Here is a 23,753-nt window from a genome sequence, read left to right as displayed (position 1 = left end):
AAACGGAAATCGATCTGACTGAAAAGGAAATCGTATCATCAAAATACCGGGTTTAATAGTTACGAGAGCGCTTTGCAAGACCGTTTTTTTGGTCAATGTCGGCGTTATCGGTCGGTTGAAATTCTTACATATGGGCTAATATGCTGCGATTCCAACCTCCCTCTGCCTTGACTTTGAATAAAATTCCTGGTTATCAAAGGCTTCTGCATGGCTTTTTTTATTTTTTAAACATTATAATTTAACCGCTCCATGCGTTATATATAAATAGCTTTTAAAAAGCATAATCATTAAAATGATGAAAAATAATAAATTTAGTAAAACAGTGTTTTATGAAATAAAAATAATGAGCAACACAGTATTTTTCCTCCTGTTTGTATGTTTTCTTATGATATTTTCTTCATGCTCTTTTAAATCAGCCCCTGAAGACAGTAGGAATAAAGAAACTTTTAAGAAAGCTGCACAGAATGGGAAATTAGCAAATGAGGCATTTATGCGCTCTCAGCGGCTTATGTCCAGTTGGCTTACTTTTACAGATGCACGGACGGGACTTCTCCCGGTAAGACTTTATGACTCTGATTCTCAGGATATCTGGAATGCCAAGGATTCAGCAGCTGATAATTATCCCTTTCTCGTGCTTACGTCCTATTTTACCAATCAGGAACTGTTTAATGGACGAATGCAGGAAATCTTGTTTACCGAAACAGCCTTAACTTCCAGGATCGATCGTTTACCCGACACCTATTCGTTTTCAAAGGGTGATTTCAATAATGAAAAACCAGACCTTGATCGCATTATTTTTGGAGCCTCTGAGTATATTAAAGATGGGCTGATTACGATTGTTGAACTATTGGGACAAACACCATGGCACGCACGAATGATCGGTATTATGGACGATATCTGGGAGCATGCATCGGTCAAAACCCCTTCAGGTTTTATTCCTTCGACTAACTATGAAGTAAATGGTGAGTTGCTACAGGTCCTGTCACGGATTTATTGGATGACACAGAATGAAGAATATCTTGAATATGCAATTCGGCTTGGCGATTATTATTTACTGGAAGATCACCACCCAACGCGTGACTTCGATCGGCTACGTTTGCGCGATCACGGCGGAGAAATTGTGGCCGGACTTACTGAGCTTTACGCTACTGTTCATTATGCTCGCCCTGAAAAGGCACGGATATACCAAGATCCATTATATGAAATGCTTGATCGTATTCTTGAAGTCGGACGCAATGATGATGGGTTATTTTATAATGTGATAAATCCACAGACAGGTGAAGTGTTAAATGATGGATTGACCGACACTTTTGGTTACATATTAAATGCCTATTATACAATATATCAATTAGATAATGTTGAGTCTTATCACAACGCAACACTTGCTGGGCTTAATGCGATTTCGGGCTACGGGGACTATGATTGGGAAAATGGAAGTGCTGACGGTGACGCAGATGTGATTGAAGGTGTTTTATATCTGTATAACCGCGAACCTGTCTCTTCAACTGCAAAATGGATGGACCGACAAATCCAGACTATGTGGAGTAAACAAGATTCGGCCTGGACACATGACCCTGAAGGACAGTGGAGGGAATCAGGCATCATTGAAGGATGGCATGGGGATGGCAATTTTGCCCGGACATCGATGATGTATGCGATGTGGAAAACAAAGGGTACAAGTATACAGCCATGGCGGAAAGATGTGGTTTACGGGGCTATACAAAAGGAAGACGAGCTCTTTATCAATCTATCGGCCGATGAAAATTGGTCGGGGAAGCTTATTTTTGATCGTCCACGGCATCGATATTATTTAAACTTACCCCTCGATTGGCCGCGCATTAATCAGTTTGCTGAATGGTTTACGGTTGAGAAAGATAAAGACTATATTCTTGTTAATCTTTTGACAAATGAGCAAACCAGCCATAAAGGAAATGAGTTATTAGATGGCGTAACTGTTTCCCTTGAATCAGGAGAAGAACAACGATTTATTCTGCGTTCCGTTGAATAAATTAGGGTCTTATTGAATAAGCTAAGAGAAGCTCCTCTTTAAAAGCTTAACTTAAGAAGCCCTTAGCTATTAGATTAGTTAGTATAAGAGGAAATGCAGGAAATCCATCTGGCATGGAATGTTACAGGGGGGGCGTGCGAACCCTTTGGCCATTTGGTCGAGCTGGATTCGTCCGGATATTTGACGCTGCGGTGGGGGGGTAGGGCAGCCACTTAACGGCTGCGTTCCGTACAGGATCATTTTAATCATCAGAAGTCATTCTTTGAATAAAGAAACAAGTTTAATAAAATAGTTGAGGATAATTAAACGAGTTGATGGAAAAATATGTCCTTAGCTGTCTATGAAGCGTTAACGTTTGAGAGAGAAGTGGTTGGTGGTAGAAATATTCCGTGGTTGCTTACAGTAAAAACAGAAGATGGATTAGCCTCATATGTCACAAAATTTTTCGTACATCGTGATATTGAACAACAGAATGCACTTAGCAGAGAAATTTATACAAGCGTACTCGCAGGAGAGCTTGGTCTTTCTACACCGGACTTTGCATTAATCACCTTGGATGAAGCGTTTAAAGAATCATTACCGCCTGGACTTGAAAAAAAATTAGAGCGGAAGCATACAAGATTTGCTTTCGGATCTAAATTTATCCCGGGCGCTAATACGTATACCCCGACGTTGCTTACCAGAGAATTGGCTGACTATGATATCGAATCTATATTTGCCTTTGATGTACTCGTATTGAACATGGATCGGCGAAATAAGAAACCAAATATTCTACTCAGGGATGACCAATACTATTTGATTGATCATGAACATACATTTGCGCTTCCGGCGAATGATATTGAACCCAGACAGCTATTAAGCCGGTATGGCTTCAAGGATCACATCTTTTATGAAGTCCTAAACAGAAAGACAAAATATGGACATAAACCTGAATTTGGAACATTTCGAGAGCTTTTTCATCGTCTAAATATAGATATCTTGGATGATTATGCAGAGGCGTTACTCGATAAGGGATATGAAACGGATGACTGTCTCGTTATTAAACAGTATCTTCGGGAACTTAAACAAGATATCTCCTATTTTATGAATGTAGTGGAGGGGACAATACAATGAACAAACAGCAATTTCAATATAGTCTGCTTCGATACCGTCATTCCTATTTTCTTGCGGAAGAAGTAAATGTCGGTATTCTCTTTTTCCTTCCCACTGAAGGAAGGGTGGAATTTGTATATCCCACGCGGTTACAACGTATTTCTCAACTTTATCCCGATTTTAACGTTCATACTCTTCGGAAATATTTGAATGCCTTTAATAAACAGGCTCGGAAACTGACGAAGAAGTTCTCCGGAGATCCCAAATTTTTTGAAGCTTCTGATTTTCAGGGAATTATCGAAGAATTTTTCCTCAGAGAAGATGCTACTGCGCTGCTTTTTTCTGATATCACCAGGGGGACATATGAAGATGCAGAAGAAACACTGTCCTTTTATAAAGATAAATATCTCTCGGTTTATGAGAATCGTGAAGAGCGTGAACGAAAGGATGAAAAGTATATTCTTAACAAGCTCGAAGAGGGACTGAAAGATACTAATTTCAACTATAGTCGGGAAATTAAGCGGGATTATACCATCGAAACTCCCTATTTATCTCAAAAATTTAATTTTGCGTGGGATAACGGGACCACCAATCTTGTTACTCCTATTGGTTTGGATTTAAAGCTTGAAGATTCAATAGAAAATAAGGCATTAAACTGGCACGGCAGACTGGATAAGTTTAAAGAAAAAGCAGAGAAGGATAATCTTAAATTTGATTTGATTATCAGCCGTCCCCGGGACCAAAAATTGTTTAAAACTTATGACAATGCCTTAAAGATTCTGGAAGATAATCGCGCTCCCAAAGAGATCCACGAATTAGACCATATATCCACTTATATCCATCGACTTGCCGAGCACCTTTCATCCTGCGCTTAAGCGTAAAACCATATTTTGGGTTTAAAGCCTTCTACCAAAAGTAACTAAAGGGGCATAGACACAAACCCACTTTAACCTTTCGCGTGGGATAAACTGTAGCAGAAACGTGGGATGTTGTACCCACCTTTTTGAACTTTATACACACAATATGTGCCATAGAGGTCATGTGAATAAGATTATGTTATAGGGCTTCTCTTGGCAACTTATCCGTATAGTTCCTCCCTCCCTCTTTCATTGTTGAATCAGTAAACAGAAAAAATAAACTTGCGTAAGTATTTGCTTACGCTTATATTTATGTAATCAAATACTTACATAAAGACTTATATGGAAAAGCGAAGAGATGTTTTTCAGGCTATAGCCGACCCAACCCGGCGCGAAATACTGTCCCTGATTGCCAAAAAGCCGTTAAACCTGAATTCCATTGCGGAAAATTTTGACATGAGCCGCCCCGCTGTTTCACAGCACATCAAAGTACTGGATGAAAGCGGCCTGGTCGTCATGCGAAAAAAAGGGAGGCAGCGGTTTTGCTACATTCGTCCTCAAAAAATGAAGGATGTAGACCAGTGGCTTCAGCAATTCAGGCAGCTTTGGGAAGACCGTTTCGATCAGCTTGACCAAGTACTCACTAATCTAAAAGACCAAGACGATGAAGAATAAATTAATGACAGATTTTTCTGTAGATAAGCAGAACAACACCATAAAAGTAAGAAAAGAGTTTATGGCTCCATTAAACCATGTGTGGGCGGCCTGGACCGAGAAGGAGCTGCTCGACCAGTGGTGGGCGCCCAAACCCTGGAAGTCTGAAACCAAGACAATGGATTTCAGAGAAGGAGGCCGGCGCCTATACGCCATGGTTGGTCCGGAAGGAGAAAGACATTGGTCTATTGCCGATTACACATCTATTACTCCCAAAACAAATTTGAAATACCGTGCAGGTTTTTGCGATAGCGAAGGAAATATAAACCAGGATATGCCTCAGTCGGATTGGAACATTGATTTTGCAGAATCGGATGGTCTGACTGCGGTAGATGTTGAAATCCGGCATGAAAAGCTCTCTGATTTGGAAACAGTACTGGAAATGGGCTTCAGGGAAGGGTTCACAGCTACACTGCAAGAATTGGCCGAAATACTGCCCGCTAAAAGCAATCAATAACTATAAGAAAGCTTTAATAAACCGGGAATGTTAGTCACTATTAATCGCCCGAATGGTACATTCGGATTCACCTATCCGACGGCTACCAGGTTTTAAAAAGTTTCAGCTGTTCCGCCTACCCATAAAACACAATGATCACTATAACACAAAATTGTAGCAAAAAGTATAGATGCAACCTTTACCAGAAACAGATGCTATTCCAATCTTTGAGAAAACCCAGCATGAACTAATCTCTTTACTGAAATCACTATCCACCGATGAGTGGGAGTATTCTACCTCAAGTTCAACATGGAATGTAAAAGATGTTATTGCTCACCTGCTTGATGGTGATTTGAGAAGGTTGTCTCTTCACAGAGATAATCATAAAATGCAAGATCCCTCTGATCCAATCAATAGCTACGAGTCGCTGGTAGATTATTTGAATGACTTAAATAACACCTGGGTTCGAGCTTCAAAGAGATTGAGCCCGAGATTACTTATTGAGCTAACGGAATTTACTACTCCAAAAGTAATTCAGCATCTAAAAGGTTTAGACCCTAAAGACCCTGCATTATTTAGTGTAGGATGGGCTGGCGAAGCAGAGTCTGAGAACTGGTTCGATATCGCCCGTGAATACACCGAAAAATGGCATCACCAGCAGCAAGTCAGAGAAGCTACAGGCAGACCACTTCTTGTTGGAGAGCAATGGTTGTCACCTCTGCTTAATACGTTGATTCGGGGAGTTCCACCCGTTTATGATAAGTATGCTGACAAGAATGCGGATGAGCAGATTGAAATTTATATTACTGGTGTCATTGACAACAGTTGGATTCTGACCACAGAAAATAACCGGTGGCAACTTTATGAATCAAATGGTGACGAAGCAAAAACTACAATAGAATTGGATGATGATACCGCCTGGCGCGTATTTACTAAAAATATTACCGAACAGGAAGCCCTGAAAAGAATTAAAATTGCAGGAAATCAAAAGCTGGGTCAATTGATTTCAAAAACAGTCTCATATATGAAATGAATCTGGGATATAATCCGCTTTTAAGGGGGAGACACTTCGCCCGTTCTCTGTCGACACAGGATATTTAGTTTTACGTTCAATATTCAGCAAAACAACTCAAGTTTTTTACGTGCGCCACTTAGGTACAATGCCATCAGGTGGACTTAATTTTAAATAAATTGACAACAATGTTTGGGATAGAACACTTTTTCGTATTCATTTCAGCCGGCTTACTCCTCAATATTAGCCCCGGCCCGGATATGATATATGTCGCTACCCGGAGTTCAACCCAGGGTAAAATGGCTGGAATCGTTTCTTCGCTGGGTATCGCAACAGGTTCTCTTTTTCATATTATAGGCGCTGCTATTGGCTTGTCTGCTATTATTTTCTATTCTTCGGTGGCCTTTCAACTTATAAAATGGATTGGAGCGGGTTACCTGGTGTACCTGGGCATAAAAGCTATTCTTAACGCCTACAAAAATGTCAACACGCAAAATGATGCTTTAATTAATAAAACAAAGAGTCTGACAGAAATTTATAAAAAAGGAATTTTAGTGAACCTGCTTAACCCAAAAGTCGCTTTGTTTTTCATGGCATTTTTACCCCAGTTTGTTGATCCGGCCTCTTCCTATTTTACGGCAGGTATAATTCTATTGGGACTTTTATTTAATATCTGTGGAACGGCCATCCTCATTATTGTGGCTTATTTCTTTTCGAAACTGGGGGAATGGCTGACGGGTAGACCGCTGTTTCATAAGGTAAAATCCTGGGTTTCCGGGACTGTTTATATTTTATTGGGCATTGGAATAGCCACTTCAGAAAAGTGATCAAAATTCCTATTTAGCGGCCACCCCCATGCCAACAAGACTATGAATCCCGATTTGATCGGCAAAGAATGCGGCATAACAATTGAAGTAGTTATAGCATTCTATTATTTCCAAAAGGAAACCGATCCAGCCGTTCAGCGCCTTTTCGAGGTCAGTATAATATTAGAGATCGTTTGAAATAACTTTTCAATCACCTATTAATTTGCCATTTTTATATTTTAATCCTCTACTAACAGGTGATGATGAAAAAAGCCATCCCGGTCATATTACTCCTCGGCGGATTGCTGCTTCTCTATATCGGCAGCGAGCAATACCAGTCCCCGCTGTCAGAAACGAAACCCTTCTTCGGCATTTCCGCACGGAGCCAGGGCTTGTGGATGATCATCGTCGGAGCTGCCGCAGCTATCGCCGGATTAACCGGCTTATTCAGGGACAGGCTGGAGGATTCAGGCAGCGAGTTATAGATTGGAAGTTTTATATGGTTGTTTAGCAGGGACCCCAACCCGCACCCAGACGGGGTTGGATGGCACAGCGTAAGGGAACGCTTCCTCCGATCCGTTTCGGTCCGCGACAAACCGTGGTAGTGGCGGAAATTGGCACGATATTACCGAAACGAGTGGCACAATGACGTCCGAAACAGTCCGTCAGGCCGGGTTGCCCCGCTCCGTACAATAATCCGGCGGTCCTTCCCGTAGGATAAGTGAATCAGAAGGCGAACTGCTTCAAACGAAACGGTTATGCAAACCCCTGACATCAGCGTTGATCACGTTCAAAACTCCTTCTCATCCCGGGCGACCCCGTTACTGATCCTTTCTTTTATATTTCTGATTCTCCTGTCGTTTCAGCACATCGGATGCGATTCCTTTACCGGATCTGATGATCCCGAGCAATCCTACGAGTACCAGTTTGACGAAGAGCCCGGCGACTGGTCCGCCTTATTCAGCAACTATGGAGTGGGACGCGAGGATGATTTTGAGCTCGAAAGCGGATATCGTCCGCTGCCCGCCCCATTGGACAGCACGGAAACGGGATTTTATTTGTCCGGCAAAAATATCAGTGATGATCTGAATATGTTTCTAAAGCATCGCATCAGCGGACTGCAGCCGGAAACCACGTATGAGCTGGCGTTTGACGTATCGTTTGCTACGGCTGCTCCCTCGGGATGCGTGGGCGCAGGCGGACCGCCGGGGGAAGCCGTGACCGTGCATGTTGACGCTTCTGGAATAGAGCCCGGTCGCATCGTGGATGACAGCCGCGACGAGGGATTTTATCGCCTGAACCTCGCAGAAGAATATGAGGGAGAGGCCCAGAGCTGGTACCGGGCCACCGAGATTGGTGACGTAGCCAATTCGCGGGAATGCGAGGAGGGGTGGCAGTATGAGATCAAGACGCTTTCCGGGGGAAACCGAACCGCTACGACCGACGCTGAGGGCGGCCTTTGGCTGCTGGTCGGTACCCGCTCGGGATTTGAAGCTACTACTTCGCTTTATTATACCGAAGTGGAAGTGGATGTCAGGGAGTAATTTTTCTTTCTTCTTTTGGTTAGCATCATGTATATTATAGACAGACTAGCTTAAACTAAGAGAGGATAGATATGAAATTAAAAAAGTGGCAACTCCAGGAAGCAAAAAATAAATTCAGCGAAGTAGTCAGAAAGGCAACGGAAGAAGGTCCGCAAACGGTTACAAAGCATGGAAAAGATAGTGTAGTGGTGATCTCTGTTGAAGACTATAAAAAAATGGAACGACCTGAAACAAGCCTGGCAGCGTTCTTTCAACAATCCCCGCTCGCTTCGGTAGCATTGGACCTTGAACGGGATAAATCCCCGGCTCGGGACATTTCACTATGAGTTATCTGGTCGATACGTGTTGTATTTCTGAGCTGACCAAATCAGATCCCGACAATAATGTGATCCAATGGTTCTCAGATCATAATGAAATTGATCTGTACCTGAGTGTGATTACCTTCGGTGAGTTGCGAAAAGGAATTGAAAAACTTCCATCCTCTAAAAAGAAACGAAAGCTCACCCACTGGATAAATGAAGATTTGCTTCACCGATTTAAAAACAGAGCATTAGATGTCACGCTTAAGGAAGTCAATCAATGGGGAAAAGTTTTAGCGGAAGCAGAAGAAGGAGGAGGAACGCCGCTGCCGGCTGTTGATGCGCTCATTGCGGCAACGGCCCTAACCCATAATTTGGCCGTTGTTACCCGAAATACCAAAGACATGAAAGCCTCAGGCGTAGAGTTGATTAATCCCTGGGAGTATCAGGGTGGCAGTTGACTGAACTGTTTACCGATAGGTGAATTCCGCCAAAGTAATCTATCTCCTTATTCAGGACAATAGAGGCTTTCCCCTAAGTCTGTACCAACTCTGTACCTTCTCTGTACCAACTCCTTCAAATTTGGTAATTGGGATAGGGGATACAGGGGGGAGGCCATTCTGCGTGCAGAAATAAAATTGTTAAACCAATTTAATTGATTATTTACACTGGTTTATGTGCTTTGTATATAGCAGAAGCAATAGCAAAAGATAAATAATCTGGATGAACCGACAAGAGATTACCGACCGTTTTGATTCACTGACCGTGTGGAAAAACGGTGACCGCCGGGCACCACACAAACCGCTGCTGGTACTTCTTGCCCTTGGCTATCTACAGAATGAAGACCGCCGGTTGCTACCATATCCGGAAGTCGAAAAGAAACTCGAAGCATTACTTACGGAGTTTGGCACCATCCGAAATGCATCCAATACACATTATCCTTTTTGGAGGTTGCAGAACGAGCGCATTTGGGAGATAGAGCGGTCGGATGAGTTATTGGTAAACAGCAGCGGGGATGTGAGGAAAACAGAACTTAGACAGAAAAACATCAGGGCCGGATTTACGGAAGAAGTCTATAACCTTTTGAAAAAAAATCCTGAATTGGTTGCTGAGGTGGGATGGAAGATACTGCAGGCGCATTTTCCGGAAACCATACATGAGGATATTATTCATGAAACGGGTTTCAGTCCGGAAGGGCAAAGCCTATCAAAACAGCGTGATCCGAATTTCAGGCGTGAAGTGCTACGGGCATATGAGCACCGGTGTGCTGTTTGTGATTTTGATGTGCGGATAGGAGCCAAGACGTTATGTATTGAAGCAGCCCATATCAAGTGGCATAGTGCGGGCGGACCGGATGACATATCGAATGGTATTGCACTTTGTACTATGCATCATAAGCTATTTGATCTCGGCGCCTTTACGCTGGATAAAAACAGGCAGTTTTTGGTATCGGAAAGAGTGACCGGTAATAACGGATTTGACTTATGGCTGGCGCGGTATCATGGAAATGTCATTACAAAACCAATTCGTGCTGTGTATGAACCGAGCGTGGAATATATCGCATGGAACAGGAGCGAGGTGTTTAAAATGCCAGAGAGAGAATTGTGAGTCTATATAGATTTCCTAAACTGATATTACTTAGGCCAGCCCATATATTGGGTTGATACCGATTCGCATGATTCATCCAAAGCTCCTTTTAGCTGATAGAATTTTGGCTGCTTCTTAAAATTAAATACCCGGTAAAGATTATATTTATCGTTTTTCTGTTGTGATACTCCAAGTTCATTTCGGGTAAAGTAGAAAGGGGACTCCTTACCCATCTGTGTTGTTTTAACCTCAATAAATTGTTCATTGCCATCTTTGTTAAATGACAAAACATCAAAACCTGCAGAGTCACCTTTTGTTTGGGATATGTGTTCAACTTTATCGGCTAGAGATTCCTTGCCTAAGGTGATTAGTTTTTGTTTCTCATATGAAATAACAAATTCTTCTCCCAATAAACCGAGTTTCCTATTCCGTAGTTCTTCCCTATAATAATTGCGCTTGGCTTGATAGCGATTACTTGTTGACGGTTCATTTACGGATAGTGTGAACTCAGGTACTTCGACTTTACTATTTAAAAAATTATCTGATTCAGGAGGTTTTATATCTTCGGATAGCAATTGGTTTATAGTTTCTTCAAGTTCGGCATTAGCTGCTAAGTAATCTTCCACAGCTGCTTTAAGCAAATGCTGATAATTGGATCTGGGTTTATAGCCGGAGATATAAGGTAAACCCAACTCAATAAGTACAGCGCTTATATTTTGATGCTTGAATTCTATGGAACCCTCAGAACGGTTATTTAAAATATTTTGCAGATTCCTACGATGTTCAGACTTGTTATAAGACTGACCGGAGAGCTCTTTAATGAGCATATCAAAATAGTCGCCGACAATCAGTGCTACTTCTTTTATTGACCAGTTTTTAGCCATCATCAATATCAATACCCCCCCCCAAACAGTTATCCCAGCTTCTCGAAATCCACAGGTGATACCACCCGCGCCGCAAAAGAAATCTACTGCAGATAATTGATTCGAATTTTCTTTAGCACCCATAAAATTCTTGATAAGTATTAAAGCCACTATAAAATATAGTATTACAATAAAGAAACAATAGTGTCAGCGTAGCTTCTACATAGTGCTATCCCAATTAAAAAAATCCTTCCCCTCAAAATTTGTTAAGTACTGGCTTCCAAAAGGCAGATCAAGAGGATGAAGACCAAGGGATCTTTTTTATTCTCTTCGAAAGCGACAAAAACAGCTGTCCCCCCCCAAAGGAATGGTACACCGGGGTTTGCTGTTGAGATTGACCAACTCTTAAAACTTAAACAGACACTATTTTCTTCATCATGAAATACAACTTATTAGGTAATACGGGATTGTTGGTTTCTGAACTCTGTTTTGGCACCATGACCTTCGGCGGGGAGGGTCGGTGGGAGGCGATCGGCCAGCAGACACAGGACGAAGCGGATGCGCTGATCAAAAAATCCGTGGAGTCGGGTATCAATTTTATTGACACGGCGAATATCTATTCGTTCGGACAGTCGGAGGCTATTCTTGGCAACAGTATCAGGAACCTGGAGCTGAACCGGCAGGAGCTGGTGATCGCAACGAAAGTGTACGGGACGATGGGGGAGGATCCCAACAACCGGGGACTTTCACGCTTTCATATCTTCAATTCCGTAGAAAACAGCCTCGAGCGGCTGCAGCTCGATCACGTCGATATCCTGTATGTCCACGGGGTGGATCAGGCTACGCCCGTCCGCGAAATTATGCGCAACCTGAATGACATCGTCGACTCGGGGATGGTCCGCTATATCGGCGTGTGCAACTGGCCGGCCTGGATGGTCATGAAGGCGCAGGGGATCGCCCGCCGGGAGGGCTGGCATGAGTTCAAGGCGATGCAGTATTTCTATTCGCTGTCGGCGCGCGATGCAGAGGACGCCCTGCTGCCGCTGAGCCAGTCGGAGGAGCTGGGCTTCATGCCGTGGAGCCCGCTGGCCGGAGGATTCCTGAGCGGCAAGTACACCCGGGAAAATAAAACGGCCGGGGGCGGTGCCCGCCGCGATGAGTTCGACTTCCCGCCTATCGATAAGGAGCAGGCCTACGATATCGTGGAGGTTATGGAGACTATCGCCACCGAGCACAACGCCACGGTGGCGGAAGTGGCGCTGGCCTGGGTCCGCCTGCAGCCGGGCGTCACCAGCACGATCATCGGGGCCAAGAATATGGAGCAGTTAGAGTCGGACCTCCGCTCTGCCGATCTGCAGCTCAGCGACGAAGAGCTGGAGGAGCTGGACGAGGTATCCGCCATTCCCGAGCGGTACCCGTTCTGGATGGTCGATCGCCAGGGCGAAGAGCGCTTCCCGGAAGCCGACGCCAAGGAGTAGGGACAGGGCGCTGCGGGACGGCAGGATCGTCGGACCGCGGCAGGTAGCCGTGGTCGACCACCTTGTGCATCAGCAGCTTCCGGTCGCCGGATCTGGCGTTACTGAATGCTCACAGGTTCGTCATCGGGACCGCCTTTCCGGTGTTGATAGAAGCGAATCAGGTTGGAAATGGAATACAGCAGCAGGAAGGTGGCGATCAGGTAGGCCACCGAGTCGGGATTCATAAAAATGAGAATGGCGATAATGAGCGTGAGCACGCCGATAAGAGCAAACTGAAATCCCATCAGCAGGATCAGGCCGAACAGCCCCAGGAAGACGGCGAAGGTCACGGGAATAAGTTCCGGAAAGATGAAGATGATGACGCCCGCGACGATGGGAAGGGCCGCCAGGGTCGACGGAATGCGAAAAACAATAAACAGGAGGCCCAGCGCAACCAGGTAGCCCGCTGCAATAAGGTACAGGAAGTTGGGATAGGCGAGGGTAAGCAGGCCCGTGGCCAGCGCCAGCAGGGCGTTTAATATTTGCCGCTGGCGGTTTCTGTACTGAAGCTGTATCCGGTACTGGGTAAACATGGGCTCGAAAATTTATTGGGATGATGCCTGCACTGAAGACAATGGAATAAATCTAAGGGATGTGCAGTTATAATAAAAGGAGGAAAAGTTTTCTCTTTTGAGGCTGTTTGGTACGTAATCCTATTTACTTCCCACTTCAAGCTCCCCGTCCCGCCACTCGATGGTCGCGGGAGTATCCCGGTCGAAGGACTCCAGCGTTTTGATCCACGCCTTATCCTGGCGGACGCGCGTGTATCCCTGCTCCAGGGGGGCGTTGGGATTGCGGATTTCCAGTCGGTGCCGCAGGTTGCTGACCTGCTCCCGCTGCTGCAGCAGGCGCATCTGCTGCCGATGGTGCAGCTTTTCCTTCAGTCCCCCTATCCGCTCGCCGAGGTTGGCCACTTTCTGCCGGATCGCCTGCAGGGCGTGCGACTGCACCAGCTGACGCACGTGCTCTTTCTGGTCCGCCACCCGCTCTTCCACGGCGGTGTGCAGGCGCGTGGACAGGTCGTCGGCGAACATGCGCACCTCGTTGATGTCGGGGGTCGCTAAAATGGCTGCCTGCGTGGGCGTGGCGGCGCGGGCATCGGCCACAAAATCGGAAATACTGAAATCCACCTCGTGTCCCACCGCGCTGATGGTGGGAATGGAGCAGCGGTGCAGCGCTCGGGCCACGGCTTCTTCGTTGAAGGGCCAGAGATCTTCCAGCGAACCGCCGCCGCGTCCCACGATCAAAAGATCGACAGGGTTGCTGGCGCCGGAAAACCAGTCGATGGCCCGGACCAGCTCCGGGGCGGCGTTGGTGCCCTGTACGCTGGCGTGATGGAGGTGGACGGTCGCCAGGGGCCAGCGGCGCTCCAGCGTGTCGCGGATGTCGTGGAAGGCGGCCCCGGTGGCCGAGGTGATGACCCCGATGTCGAAGGGAAACCGGGGCAGCGGCTTCTTGTACACGTCGTCAAAAAGGCCCTCTTCTTTGAGGCGGCTCTTCAGTTTCTCGAAGGCTTCCTGCAGGGCCCCGATCCCGGCCTGCTCCACCGAACGCACGATCAGCTGGTATTTTCCGTGCGGGGGATAGACCTGGATGTCGCCGCCGGCGATGATCTGCTGTCCGTCGGTGAGTTCCACCTTCAGCCGCCGGTTGATGCCGCTCCAGATCACGCAGGAGAGCTGGGCATCTTCATCTTTGAGCGTAAAGTAGGTGTGCCCGCTCCGGCTGGTGGAGGCGTTGCTGACCTCCCCTTCCACCTTGATATCCATGAAGTTGCCTTCGAGGAGCAGTTTTATATCTTCGGTGAGGTCGGAAACAGAAAGCGTTTCGGGGGTAAAAAGATCCGATTGCGACATGAGTACGTATTCAGTTAATAGTTGATCCGCATTTTGCCGTTATAACACGTTCAGTGCAGAGTGGGTTCAGTTTTTAACCGTTCTAATTCAACCGATCCATACGTGAATATTTTTTAAAGGAAAAAATGTTGCAAAAAATAATAATTTGAAACATAATACCCTTTCTTTATTTGCATTTTTAATTTTTTATCCTTCCATTACGTAATGAAAAAAGGGTATGCAAGCATTGTAATAATAATTAATTAACTGATTTTAAGAACTGCGGAGGTTGACAGGGCTGCAATACATTCATAGTGTTGAATGGGGTCCCAAAAGTTATCTGTATTTTTGGTATGGCAGCAGCCGGATGGTCATTTTTTATCGGCTTGAGGAAACTTTTGGCAGCGCCGCCCGAAGGATTTGGCAGGTTCAAAGATAAATCAAACCAATACAAATTAAATCAAAAGGCAATCGGCATGAGCAACAAATATGACAGAAAAGATTTTCTGAAAATTTCATCGGCGGCAATGAGTGGGGCAATGCTAACATCGGCGGGTTTGCCAAAAATGTCGTTCGCAAAAAAATCAGGCCGGGACAATCCCATTCGTCTTGGGTTTGTCGGTATCGGGGGACGCGGGCAATGGCATTTAAGTTCAGCTCTTGGAATTCCCGGTGTTCAGGTTCCGGCTGTGTGCGAAATCAAACCGGAACGCTTATATACAGCCAAGCGATGGGTTGAGGAGGCGGGCCAGCCAACTCCCACGCTGTATGGGGAAGATGAGGATAAGACGGCTTTTGAGAGAATGTGCGGAGAAGAGGATTTGGATGCGGTAATCTGTGCTACCTCCTGGAAATGGCATGCGCCGGTTTGCCTTGCTGCGATGAGAAACGACAAACATGCCGCTTGTGAGGTTCCTCTCGTGTTGACTCTTGAGGAGGGTTGGGAGCTCATTGAAACATTTGAAAGCACGGGTCATTGGGCCAGTACCGTATTGGGCGGCTTCCCCGATGTAACGCTTTTGAATATGATTCGCCAGGGACTTTTGGGGGATATGATTCATGCCGAAGGCGGATATATCCATGATCTCAGATTTGTAAAACATGCCCCGGATGAAGAACCCTGGAGACTCTGGCACTCTATCTACAGAAACGGGAACCTCTATCCCGATCACCCCATGAGAACCATTATGCCGGCACTGGATATTAACCATGGGGATCGTATCGACTACTTGATCTCAATGGGTACAAAGTCGGTAATGTTGAACGATTATGCTGCGGATCAGTATGGCGAAGAACACCCGTATGCTACAAAAGAGATGAAGCAGGGAGATTATAATGCCTCGCTGATTCGCACTGTTGACGGCAAGATGATTACGTTGAATTTTGACACGAATACCCCGCACCCCAGGGGCAATTATCGCTTCCAGGGGACGAAAGGCGTTTACCTGAGGGACCGGGGGACCAATCGTATTTACATCGATGGGCAAAGCCCGGAATCACACGAATGGGAACCCGCTGAAACATACAGGGAAGAGTATGAATCTCCCATCCTAAAAAATTACAACCCACCGGAACGAGTGGTTGAGATTCGGGGCCACGGAGGCTCCAACAGGCAGACATCCATCAACTGGACCAACCTGGTTGAAGCGATCCGAAATGGTACCCAGCCATACATAGATACCTATGATTCTGTAACCAGCAGTGCTGTTTCTGCGGTCACTGAAAAATCAATTGCGGAGGGTTGCAGGCCGGTCGATTTCCCTGACTTTACAAGAGGGAAATGGAAAAACAGGGCACCCATTTTTTCAGATGTATAAACGGTGCATGTACAAGTAGGAAAATCAGACAATGATAACAGAAGAAATGTTGGAGCAGTTCAAAGGATAAGTTGACTCAAACAGTTTAAATAATAAATGGGTTTTTACTATGAGTAATAAAATAAACAGAAAAGATTTCCTGAAGATATCCACCGCCGGTCTAAGTACATCCCTTCTTGCCGGCATGAGTTTATCCAGGCCGGTCGTTGCCAAAAAGAGAACGACGCAACCGCAGCCGATTCGTCTCGGATTCGTTGGAATCGGTGGCCGGGGGACCTGGCATTTAAGTGCAGCGCTTGGTATTGAAGGGGTTCAAGTGCCTGCCATTAGTGAAATCCGGGAAGACCGGCTCGAAAACGCAAAGAACATGATTGAAGCGTCCGGAAGGCCGACCCCCACACTGTATGGACAGGGACCGGATGGGGAAACTGATTTTAAGCGTATGTGTGAAGAGGAAGATCTGGATGCGGTAATCTGTGCTACCTCCTGGAAATGGCATGCTCCTATCTGCCTGGCGGCAATGAACAACGATAAGCATGCGGCTTGCGAGGTTCCGTTGATGCTGACGCTTGAAGATGCCTGGGAAATAGTGGAAACGTATGAGAAGACAGGAAAATGGGCCAGTACCGTATTAGGGGGCTTCCCGGATGTGACCCTGTTGAATATGATCCGCAGGGGAGTGTTTGGAGAGGTCCTGCACATTGAGGACGGATACGTTCATGATCTTCGATTTGTTAAAAATAATCGCGAACGGGAACCGTGGAGACTCCAGCACTCTATCGATCGGAATGGCAATCTTTATCCCGATCACCCCATGAGAACGATCATGCCGTCGATGGATATTAATCACGGCGACCGAATCGATTTTTTGGTGTCGATGAGCTCGAAAGCAGTCATGCTGAACCGGTATGCGGCAGAGCAGTTTGGCCCGGATCACCCCGATGCCTCCCGAGACATGAACCAGGGCGATTATAACGCTTCCCTTATTCGAACGGTGAACGGTAAAATGATTACGCTCAATTTTGATACCAATACACCGCATCCGCGGGAGTCATTCCGTCTTCAGGGGACGAAAGGCGTTTATCAGGATGGGGCCGATATGGAAACGATCTACCTTGAAGGGCCCAGTCCGGAATCACATGAATGGGAATCCGCCGAACCCTATCTTGAAAAGTACGAACATCCCATGCTCAAGAACTACAATCCTCCGCCGCGCATGGGCGGTGCTATCGAAGGTCACGGAGCTCAGATGAATCAAACACCGATAAACTGGCACAACCTGATAACGGCGATTAACGAAGGCATCGAGCCTTACATCGATACCTATGACTCCGTTACCAGCAGTGCGGTATCTCCTGTTACCGAGGCTTCCGTAGCAAATAAAGGACTTCCGGTCGATTTTCCGGATTTTACTAAGGGACAATGGAAAGTAAGAACTCCAATCTTTATGGAAGCCTGAGTGTAGTTCAGGTTCTCTCTTTTGAGGAAGCCCTAATTGCCGCCGAATGCTTTATCAATGGATGTTTTGAGATCGTCCATTTCTATAGGTTTTATCAGGTAATCTATATAATTGGTTTCCCGGGCCCTTTCTTTATAATACTGGTCCGAGTTGCCGGTAATGTAGATTACCGGAACATCTGATGATTCACGTATTTTCTGCATAGCTGTAATTCCGTCAATATCATCTTTGAGCTGTATGTCCATCAAAATGATATCCGGTTCGTGTTCTTGTGCCAGGCTTATTGCTTTTTTGCCGGTTACAGCTTTTTCAACAGTATCAAAGCCCATTTTGTTTATCATGCGTTCTAAAACCATAGAGATGATCATATCATCTTCTACGATGAGCACTTTTTTTGATTGATCTCTTTGCATGGCTGTCTGGTTTTAATACAACTGAGCATTGCCGATTCCTTTAATATCTGCCTTTTCAAAGTTAAGGGTAAATAGGGTCCCCTGGTCTGATGATTCATAGCCATATTCAGCATCAAGCTGGATGGCCAACATATCAATTAATTGTAATCCAAGAGTATTAGCTCCGGATACATTGTCAAAGTTATCGGGCAGACCCTGGCCGTTATCTTGTATTCGAACATGAACGTGATTATTTCTTTCAAATATCTCAATATGTAATATGCCCTCTTGTTCTTGGTCAAAAGCATGTTTGTACACATTGGTTACAACTTCGTTGACAATTAAAGAGCAGGGAATGGCTTGGTTTATATTTACTGCTACGGGTTCAAGATCGAAATTTAACGTAATATTTACGTCCTTCTGAAAAGCCCCTACAACATTTGATATCAGCTTTTTAAAATTTTGGCCCAGCTGCAGCTGGGAATAGCTGTTGGACTGATACAGGAGTTCATGAATGGACGCCATTGTTTTGATGCGTACGACACTGCCAAACAATTTGTCTTTTAAACTTTCATCTTCTTCACTGAATGCCTGCAGCTGCATCATCCCAGAAACGACCGCCAGGTTATTCTTTACCCGATGATGTATCTCTCTCAGCAGGGTTTCTTTTTCTTTTAAAGACGCTTCTAATTCTTTTTCATGCTGTTTCCGTTCCGTGATATCCTGCAGGGAGCCAATCATACGAATCGCTTTTCCATGGTCGTCCCGAATGATAAAGCCGCGTTCCGAAACGGTAGCATAAGAATCGTCGTTTTTTCGGAAGCGATATTCCTGTTCCCACTTTGATTTTTCTGTGTTCTCTAAAATGTGATTTAGACTTTCCCTGATTTCAGGAAGGTCCCCAGGATGAATGTTTTGAATCCAGTGCCTGATAGTATATTGTTCCTCGATGTGACAGGGGAACTTTTCCCGGAAACTGTCATCCCATCGCAGGATATCATTTGCAATATCCCAGTCATAGACAAGATCATCGGTTGCTTTTGTGACATATTCATAAAATTCCAGGTTTTCTCTTAGTTTCTGCTCACGCTCAATTTGAGCTGTTACATCCCGCGAATTTGCTATAAAGCCTTCAACGGCGGGGTTATCTAACAGATTTGTGATAATCGTTTCGATCCATCGCCATTCTCCTTTGCCATCTTTAAATAAAAAAGGCTTAACTTTGATTCTCTTTGTTTCCGGCAAGGTTGCTAAAACTTGTTGTATGCGGTCCTTATGCTTGCCATGAATATAGTCGAGGGCGTTATTTCCTATAAACTCTTCAGGAGATATTCCCAAAACAGATTCCGAGGTGGGAGCAACGTATTTATAGTTCCCGTCTTGGTCCAGAATGGCAATTAAATCCGATCCATCCTGAACCAATGATTTAAATCGTTGTTCGCGCAAGGCAAGCTTCTGTTCTGCTTTCTCCTTTTCAAAGCTGTCAAAAAGCAGCCGGAGAAGATGGACAACGCGGTCAATAGTATTTTTTTCGCGATCAGAGGGTGCCTGTGGTGTTTTATAATAAATGGCAAAAGTAGCCACCACCTCTTGGTTGCTGTCCAATATCGGTTTGGACCAGCAGGCGCTGAAGTCATATTTATCACCAAGGTGTCGATATCCCTCCCAGCGTGGATTTTCATAAATATTTTCTGCAATAACAGGTTCCTTGAGATATGCCGCCGTGCCACAAGAACAAATGTTATCGCCAATAGAGATACCCTCAATTTCAGTCAAATATGCTGAGGGCAAACTGGGGGCCGCCAGGTTTCGAAGTTTCCCGTCCACAATTTTCTGAATGGAGCAGGTCATGCAGGAATGCAAGTTCTCAAGCTTGAGTAAAAGCTTTTCTGCAAGAACTGATAAGCGGCTGTTGCCGGTGATACTCTCTTCAAGAATATCACGTTCAATTTTTTCCAATTCCCTGTAATATCTGCGTTCGGTGACATCGTGGCTGTTGATTACATATCCGTTGAGAACCGAATTATGGGAAAGGTCCGACCCTATGCTTTCCTGCCAAATCCAGTGACCTTCTTTGTGCTTGACTCGGAAGGGGGTGGAATATTGGTTCTCCTTTTCCGCTTGTAATTTGCGAAAGCGTTTCCGTACCCGGTCCCTGTCGTCCGGATGTATAAATTCAAAGGCATCTTTGTCTGTCAGCTCTTGCGAGGACCAACCGGTAACCTGTTTGTGGTTTTCGCTTGCATAAGTGTAAATTCCCTCTTCATTCAATACCGCAATCGTGCTGGCACCTGATCGTACAAGCGATTTAAACTTTTGTTCGCTTAATTGCAGTGCGCGTTCCGCCTCCAGCTTTTCGGTGACATCCTCGGCAAGTACCATCGCAGCTTTTCGCCCTTCATAATCAATACTGTTTCGTTTGATATTTACATGTATAACAGATTCATCTTTTGTTTTATGGCGGACCAGCCCTTCATAATAGCTGTCTTTTTTACTATGCTTCTTTTTTACCGTTTCCATAAGGCTTGGGATATCCTCTTCCGGACGAATATCTTTTAGCGTCATATTCATGAATTCTTCATAACTGTAGCCGTAATGGTTGATCGCTACCCGGTTGACATCCAAAAACTTCAGTGTTTCAGGATCATACACCCACATAGGCTGGGGGGAGAGGTTGAAAATATCCCGATATTTTTTTTCGGAAACTTTGCGATCGGTGATATCCTGGAAGCTCCCGTATACGCGCACACATTGCCCGTTTTTAAACTCCGCTTGCCCGATATTGCGAACCCAGCGCTTATTCCCTTTGCCTGTTCGAATTACTATTTCATGGTCGTAAGAGGTTCCTTCGGTAACTGCTTCCTTAAAAGCGTTTTTCACTTGCTCTCGACTCCGGGGGACGATGAAAGAAATGCTGTCTTCTACGGTCGGTTGAAAATCCTCATCTACTTCAAGTATTTCCCGGGTGGTGTCCGACCAGTAAACAGTCCCGTTCTTATTTTTAGAGAAATCAATCTCCCAATGACCAATGTTAGCTATTTTATATGCCTTGTCGCGTTGCCTCTCAGCACTTTTTTGTTCTCGCCTTTTGGCCTGTTCAGGTTCTTGCTGCTTTTGCCGGTGTTGCTCATAATTTTGAAGCTCCTGTTTTACGGCTGCTCCCAGCCGTTCAAGGTTGTCCTTCATGGCATAGTCAGAAGCACCTTCCAACATAATATCAACAGCCTTCTCTTCGCCTATAGCGCCGGCAACCATAATAAAGGGCAGGTGAGGATACCGATCTCGAACAATCCTGAGGGCGCTGTTGCCTGATAGCGCGGGCAAATTATAATCGCTGATAACCAAATCGGGGGGATTATTATCGAGTCGGTCAATCAACTGCTCTTCATTCTGAATAATATCGATGTGAGCCTCAATATCCTGTTTGTTCAGCTCCGCCTCAATGAGATCGATATAGCTCTCATTATTACCAATCAGTAAAATGTGATATACGCTACCCATAGGGATCGTGCATATTAATTTAGAACTCAATCCTGTATGTAATTAGTTTATTTAGCCCGTACTTAACTTATTAATATTTGAACTCCCCATATTATTGATACCCCATATAAAGGCCTGCTCTTCTATCGCTGTACGTCTGTGGCCGGGAGACATCTAAAATCGAATAATTATACTGACAGCCCCCTTATAAAATTGAACAGCCAGGAGAAAAATTAATTATATATTTTTTCTTGCTGACGAAATGTAATATATGTGTTACTATTAACGAAATCTAATTTGCTACACGTATAGTTGATTTATCTTACATACATATATAGTTATAGTATATACAAAAGGCTTTGAAAAACCAGAAATTTTAGTCAATATCAAAACCCGTGCGTATTCTATGCCACCCCAAATAAGGAAAATATAAGGATTCTGAATGCGCGAGGGTGCAGCAATTGGATAAAAGAGGGCTTTGAAAAACCAGGGGTTTTGTTCCATACCAACCCCTGAGTGATTTCAAACCTGCAGGGTATATATAGTCTTCAGGTGAGGATGTTGAAACCCCGAAAAGGCAGAGATTGGGCAAAAACGACAGTTTTACAAAGGATTCTTCTTATGGATATGAATAGCTTGGATTTTTCCGGGAAAAACATTTTGGTTACCGGTGGAGGCGGCGCCGGTGTGGGAGCCGGAGTGTGTAACGTTCTGGCTCGTTTTGGTGCTACTTTGATTATCAATGAACGCAAGGTGGGGGATGCCCAAAGAGCAGCTCAAAGATATTCATCGGCCGTCCCGGTAGCAGCCGACATCAGAAAAGAGGATGAAATCAAACGGATGTTTGAACATATTCTGAAACAGGTTGATGGCATTCACGGACTGGTTAACAATGCGGGTGTCGGCCTCCATAAAATGGCACATAAGGCAACGGAAGAAGAGGTTAACCGAATTTATGATACGGATATGAAGGGGGTTTGGCATGTTTCCAAGGCATTTGCAAATCATCTGATTCAATCGGGAGGCGAGGGAAATATTGTTAACATTTCTTCGGTTCATGCCCGTGCTACCTGGTCGGGTTATGCGATATATTCCAGCGTAAAGTCGGCAGTTGAAGGCCTGACCCGGGGGATGGCCGTTGAATTGGGCCCCAAGAATATTCGGGTGAATGCGGTAGCCCCCGGCTATGTTCATTCCGAGCAAAACTATGATTTGATCTCCAGCTGGTCGGATAATCCCGAACAATGGGTTGAACGTTATATCGATGATTACCAGGCGTTGTCTTTTGAGATTGAACCCGACGACTGCGGGAATGCTGTTGCCTTTTTGCTGTCCGATTTGAGCCGGGCCATAACGGGTCAGACGCTGCATGTTGATAATGGGACCACCAGTTTGATGAGTAATTATTCGTTTATAAAAAAATAAGATGACTATTGAACAAATTAGCTTTCACGAAGTCAGGGTTTTGAAGACATAAGTATCCGCAATCTCCGACCTCTTGCGTAACGAAGGAACATCGTAACCCAAAACCGGGTATATATGATTCATGCCCAAAACCAGCGACGGAATGACTTCAATCCTAAATCCCCCTAAAGAAATGAAACAGTTATTTCAATTGGCAGTAGGTGTTAATGAAATTCAGGTATCATATCCAAAGGAAGGAAACGGTTCAATTACCTTTATAAATTATAAAAAAAATAAATCTGTGACGGTTGATATTAATTTCGAGCTTGCTGATAGAAAACAGGATGAATACTGGAATGATCTGGTGGAATATGTACAGCACTATTTCTCTAACCCTAATAATCATCAACTAAATTGCAAGCTTGCTCTAAATAATGCAAATACCTGAACTCCCGGAGAAGTATAAAACATTAGCTAACGAAAGGAAGACTGAATATGGGATAAACCCCAAAGCTAACTCTCTCCTGTTCGCCTTTGACTGGTTAAGTACTCCGGAACCGGAACGGTTTTGGCGCTATTGTCATATTGCCTCGGACGTTTCCGACCTTCCACCTTTACCTGAGGATAGATC

At 44.9% G+C, this 23,753-nt stretch carries 22 protein-coding genes; 17 read left to right on the top strand and 5 right to left on the bottom strand.

The features are described from left to right. Window positions 1–292 precede the first annotated feature (292 nt). The 12 genes from BUB16_RS15045 (at window position 293) to BUB16_RS14990 (ending at window position 10,376) form a co-directional block, all read left to right on the top strand. Entirely contained in the window at window positions 293–2,008 is a 1,716-nt protein-coding gene (locus BUB16_RS15045; RefSeq protein WP_211483198.1) for a hypothetical protein, read from the top strand. A gap of 324 nt (window positions 2,009–2,332) precedes the next feature. Beyond that, the gene (locus BUB16_RS15040) at window positions 2,333–3,121 is read left to right on the top strand and encodes a HipA family kinase (RefSeq protein WP_073066252.1); all 789 of its coding nucleotides are present in this window, start codon (window positions 2,333–2,335) and stop codon (window positions 3,119–3,121) included. Beyond that, a complete protein-coding gene (locus tag BUB16_RS15035) occupies window positions 3,118–3,975 on the top strand; it encodes a DUF3037 domain-containing protein (protein ID WP_073066249.1) in 858 nt (285 codons plus the stop codon). Before BUB16_RS15040 ends, BUB16_RS15035 begins: the two co-directional genes overlap by 4 nt. A gap of 324 nt (window positions 3,976–4,299) precedes the next feature. Beyond that, window positions 4,300–4,632 carry an ArsR/SmtB family transcription factor gene (locus BUB16_RS15030; protein WP_073066246.1) on the top strand — a complete coding sequence of 111 codons (333 nt, stop codon included), beginning with the start codon at window positions 4,300–4,302 and terminating at the stop codon, window positions 4,630–4,632. Then, window positions 4,622–5,128: an SRPBCC family protein gene (locus BUB16_RS15025; protein ID WP_073066242.1), complete on the top strand. Its 507-nt coding sequence runs from the start codon at window positions 4,622–4,624 to the stop codon at window positions 5,126–5,128. The genes BUB16_RS15030 and BUB16_RS15025 overlap by 11 nt, the downstream gene beginning before the upstream one ends. A gap of 169 nt (window positions 5,129–5,297) precedes the next feature. Next, entirely contained in the window at window positions 5,298–6,140 is an 843-nt protein-coding gene (locus BUB16_RS15020) for a maleylpyruvate isomerase N-terminal domain-containing protein (protein WP_073066239.1), read from the top strand. Between the two features lie 167 nt (window positions 6,141–6,307). Beyond that, window positions 6,308–6,946, top strand: coding sequence for a LysE family translocator (locus tag BUB16_RS15015; RefSeq protein ID WP_073066237.1), 639 nt, complete (start codon window positions 6,308–6,310; stop codon window positions 6,944–6,946). Between the two features lie 239 nt (window positions 6,947–7,185). Next, on the top strand, window positions 7,186–7,410 hold the full coding sequence (locus tag BUB16_RS15010; protein WP_084088329.1) for a DUF3185 family protein: 225 nt from the start codon (window positions 7,186–7,188) through the stop codon (window positions 7,408–7,410). A gap of 273 nt (window positions 7,411–7,683) precedes the next feature. Further along, the gene (locus tag BUB16_RS15005) at window positions 7,684–8,469 is read left to right on the top strand and encodes a hypothetical protein (RefSeq protein WP_073066231.1); all 786 of its coding nucleotides are present in this window, start codon (window positions 7,684–7,686) and stop codon (window positions 8,467–8,469) included. Window positions 8,470–8,540: 71 nt separating this feature from the next. Beyond that, the gene (locus BUB16_RS15000; protein WP_073066229.1) at window positions 8,541–8,795 is read left to right on the top strand and encodes a type II toxin-antitoxin system Phd/YefM family antitoxin; all 255 of its coding nucleotides are present in this window, start codon (window positions 8,541–8,543) and stop codon (window positions 8,793–8,795) included. Further along, entirely contained in the window at window positions 8,792–9,229 is a 438-nt protein-coding gene (locus BUB16_RS14995; RefSeq protein ID WP_073066226.1) for a type II toxin-antitoxin system VapC family toxin, read from the top strand. The genes BUB16_RS15000 and BUB16_RS14995 overlap by 4 nt, the downstream gene beginning before the upstream one ends. Before the next feature lie 262 nt (window positions 9,230–9,491). Then, complete coding sequence (locus BUB16_RS14990) at window positions 9,492–10,376, top strand: phosphorothioated DNA-binding restriction endonuclease (RefSeq protein ID WP_073066223.1); 885 nt, start codon at window positions 9,492–9,494, stop codon at window positions 10,374–10,376. A gap of 26 nt (window positions 10,377–10,402) precedes the next feature. Here BUB16_RS14990 and BUB16_RS14985 read toward each other — a convergent pair whose 3' ends face one another. Then, window positions 10,403–11,362, bottom strand: coding sequence for a protein NO VEIN domain-containing protein (locus BUB16_RS14985; RefSeq protein WP_211483197.1), 960 nt, complete (start codon window positions 11,360–11,362; stop codon window positions 10,403–10,405). A gap of 293 nt (window positions 11,363–11,655) precedes the next feature. Here BUB16_RS14985 and BUB16_RS14980 point away from each other — a divergent pair, with 293 nt between their 5' ends. Continuing rightward, window positions 11,656–12,696: an aldo/keto reductase gene (locus tag BUB16_RS14980; RefSeq protein ID WP_073066220.1), complete on the top strand. Its 1,041-nt coding sequence runs from the start codon at window positions 11,656–11,658 to the stop codon at window positions 12,694–12,696. A gap of 98 nt (window positions 12,697–12,794) precedes the next feature. On the opposite strand, the gene BUB16_RS14975 is transcribed toward BUB16_RS14980, so the two are convergent. Together BUB16_RS14975 and xseA are read right to left on the bottom strand one after the other, a co-directional pair. Further along, window positions 12,795–13,268 carry a hypothetical protein gene (locus BUB16_RS14975; RefSeq protein WP_073066217.1) on the bottom strand — a complete coding sequence of 158 codons (474 nt, stop codon included), beginning with the start codon at window positions 13,266–13,268 and terminating at the stop codon, window positions 12,795–12,797. A gap of 120 nt (window positions 13,269–13,388) precedes the next feature. After that, window positions 13,389–14,591, bottom strand: a complete 1,203-nt coding sequence (gene xseA / locus BUB16_RS14970) for an exodeoxyribonuclease VII large subunit (RefSeq protein WP_073066214.1) — start codon at window positions 14,589–14,591, stop codon at window positions 13,389–13,391. Between the two features lie 455 nt (window positions 14,592–15,046). Here xseA and BUB16_RS14965 point away from each other — a divergent pair, with 455 nt between their 5' ends. Together BUB16_RS14965 and BUB16_RS14960 are read left to right on the top strand one after the other, a co-directional pair. Beyond that, the gene (locus BUB16_RS14965; RefSeq protein ID WP_170864420.1) at window positions 15,047–16,387 is read left to right on the top strand and encodes a Gfo/Idh/MocA family protein; all 1,341 of its coding nucleotides are present in this window, start codon (window positions 15,047–15,049) and stop codon (window positions 16,385–16,387) included. Window positions 16,388–16,496: 109 nt separating this feature from the next. Then, window positions 16,497–17,846 carry a Gfo/Idh/MocA family protein gene (locus tag BUB16_RS14960; protein ID WP_073066208.1) on the top strand — a complete coding sequence of 450 codons (1,350 nt, stop codon included), beginning with the start codon at window positions 16,497–16,499 and terminating at the stop codon, window positions 17,844–17,846. Between the two features lie 32 nt (window positions 17,847–17,878). On the opposite strand, the gene BUB16_RS14955 is transcribed toward BUB16_RS14960, so the two are convergent. Both BUB16_RS14955 and BUB16_RS14950 read right to left on the bottom strand, forming a co-directional pair. Further along, window positions 17,879–18,259 carry a response regulator gene (locus BUB16_RS14955; protein ID WP_073066205.1) on the bottom strand — a complete coding sequence of 127 codons (381 nt, stop codon included), beginning with the start codon at window positions 18,257–18,259 and terminating at the stop codon, window positions 17,879–17,881. Between the two features lie 12 nt (window positions 18,260–18,271). Beyond that, entirely contained in the window at window positions 18,272–21,739 is a 3,468-nt protein-coding gene (locus BUB16_RS14950; protein WP_073066203.1) for a PAS domain S-box protein, read from the bottom strand. Between the two features lie 600 nt (window positions 21,740–22,339). On the opposite strand from BUB16_RS14950, the gene BUB16_RS14945 reads away from it, so the two are divergent. Continuing rightward, window positions 22,340–23,143 carry an SDR family NAD(P)-dependent oxidoreductase gene (locus BUB16_RS14945; protein ID WP_073066200.1) on the top strand — a complete coding sequence of 268 codons (804 nt, stop codon included), beginning with the start codon at window positions 22,340–22,342 and terminating at the stop codon, window positions 23,141–23,143. Between the two features lie 121 nt (window positions 23,144–23,264). Next, on the top strand, window positions 23,265–23,570 hold the full coding sequence (locus BUB16_RS14940) for a hypothetical protein (RefSeq protein WP_073066198.1): 306 nt from the start codon (window positions 23,265–23,267) through the stop codon (window positions 23,568–23,570). The last annotated feature ends 183 nt before the right edge of the window (window positions 23,571–23,753 follow it).

Origin of the sequence: Fodinibius roseus, assembly GCF_900129315.1 — a bacterium.
Taxonomy (GTDB): domain Bacteria; phylum Bacteroidota; class Rhodothermia; order Balneolales; family Balneolaceae; genus Fodinibius; species Fodinibius roseus.
Note: the sequence above shows the minus strand (reverse complement) of the source record. Positions and strands in the feature narration are given on the sequence as shown.

Coding starts and splice junctions, on each gene's coding strand:
- BUB16_RS15045 (WP_211483198.1), top strand. CDS start 293: ATGATGAAAAATAATAAATTTAGTAAAACAGTGTTTTATGAAATAAAA.
- BUB16_RS15040 (WP_073066252.1), top strand. CDS start 2,333: ATGTCCTTAGCTGTCTATGAAGCGTTAACGTTTGAGAGAGAAGTGGTT.
- BUB16_RS15035 (WP_073066249.1), top strand. CDS start 3,118: ATGAACAAACAGCAATTTCAATATAGTCTGCTTCGATACCGTCATTCC.
- BUB16_RS15030 (WP_073066246.1), top strand. CDS start 4,300: ATGGAAAAGCGAAGAGATGTTTTTCAGGCTATAGCCGACCCAACCCGG.
- BUB16_RS15025 (WP_073066242.1), top strand. CDS start 4,622: ATGAAGAATAAATTAATGACAGATTTTTCTGTAGATAAGCAGAACAAC.
- BUB16_RS15020 (WP_073066239.1), top strand. CDS start 5,298: ATGCAACCTTTACCAGAAACAGATGCTATTCCAATCTTTGAGAAAACC.
- BUB16_RS15015 (WP_073066237.1), top strand. CDS start 6,308: ATGTTTGGGATAGAACACTTTTTCGTATTCATTTCAGCCGGCTTACTC.
- BUB16_RS15010 (WP_084088329.1), top strand. CDS start 7,186: ATGATGAAAAAAGCCATCCCGGTCATATTACTCCTCGGCGGATTGCTG.
- BUB16_RS15005 (WP_073066231.1), top strand. CDS start 7,684: ATGCAAACCCCTGACATCAGCGTTGATCACGTTCAAAACTCCTTCTCA.
- BUB16_RS15000 (WP_073066229.1), top strand. CDS start 8,541: ATGAAATTAAAAAAGTGGCAACTCCAGGAAGCAAAAAATAAATTCAGC.
- BUB16_RS14995 (WP_073066226.1), top strand. CDS start 8,792: ATGAGTTATCTGGTCGATACGTGTTGTATTTCTGAGCTGACCAAATCA.
- BUB16_RS14990 (WP_073066223.1), top strand. CDS start 9,492: ATGAACCGACAAGAGATTACCGACCGTTTTGATTCACTGACCGTGTGG.
- BUB16_RS14985 (WP_211483197.1), bottom strand. CDS start 11,362: ATGGGTGCTAAAGAAAATTCGAATCAATTATCTGCAGTAGATTTCTTT.
- BUB16_RS14980 (WP_073066220.1), top strand. CDS start 11,656: ATGAAATACAACTTATTAGGTAATACGGGATTGTTGGTTTCTGAACTC.
- BUB16_RS14975 (WP_073066217.1), bottom strand. CDS start 13,268: ATGTTTACCCAGTACCGGATACAGCTTCAGTACAGAAACCGCCAGCGG.
- xseA (WP_073066214.1), bottom strand. CDS start 14,591: ATGTCGCAATCGGATCTTTTTACCCCCGAAACGCTTTCTGTTTCCGAC.
- BUB16_RS14965 (WP_170864420.1), top strand. CDS start 15,047: ATGAGCAACAAATATGACAGAAAAGATTTTCTGAAAATTTCATCGGCG.
- BUB16_RS14960 (WP_073066208.1), top strand. CDS start 16,497: ATGAGTAATAAAATAAACAGAAAAGATTTCCTGAAGATATCCACCGCC.
- BUB16_RS14955 (WP_073066205.1), bottom strand. CDS start 18,259: ATGCAAAGAGATCAATCAAAAAAAGTGCTCATCGTAGAAGATGATATG.
- BUB16_RS14950 (WP_073066203.1), bottom strand. CDS start 21,739: ATGGGTAGCGTATATCACATTTTACTGATTGGTAATAATGAGAGCTAT.
- BUB16_RS14945 (WP_073066200.1), top strand. CDS start 22,340: ATGGATATGAATAGCTTGGATTTTTCCGGGAAAAACATTTTGGTTACC.
- BUB16_RS14940 (WP_073066198.1), top strand. CDS start 23,265: ATGCCCAAAACCAGCGACGGAATGACTTCAATCCTAAATCCCCCTAAA.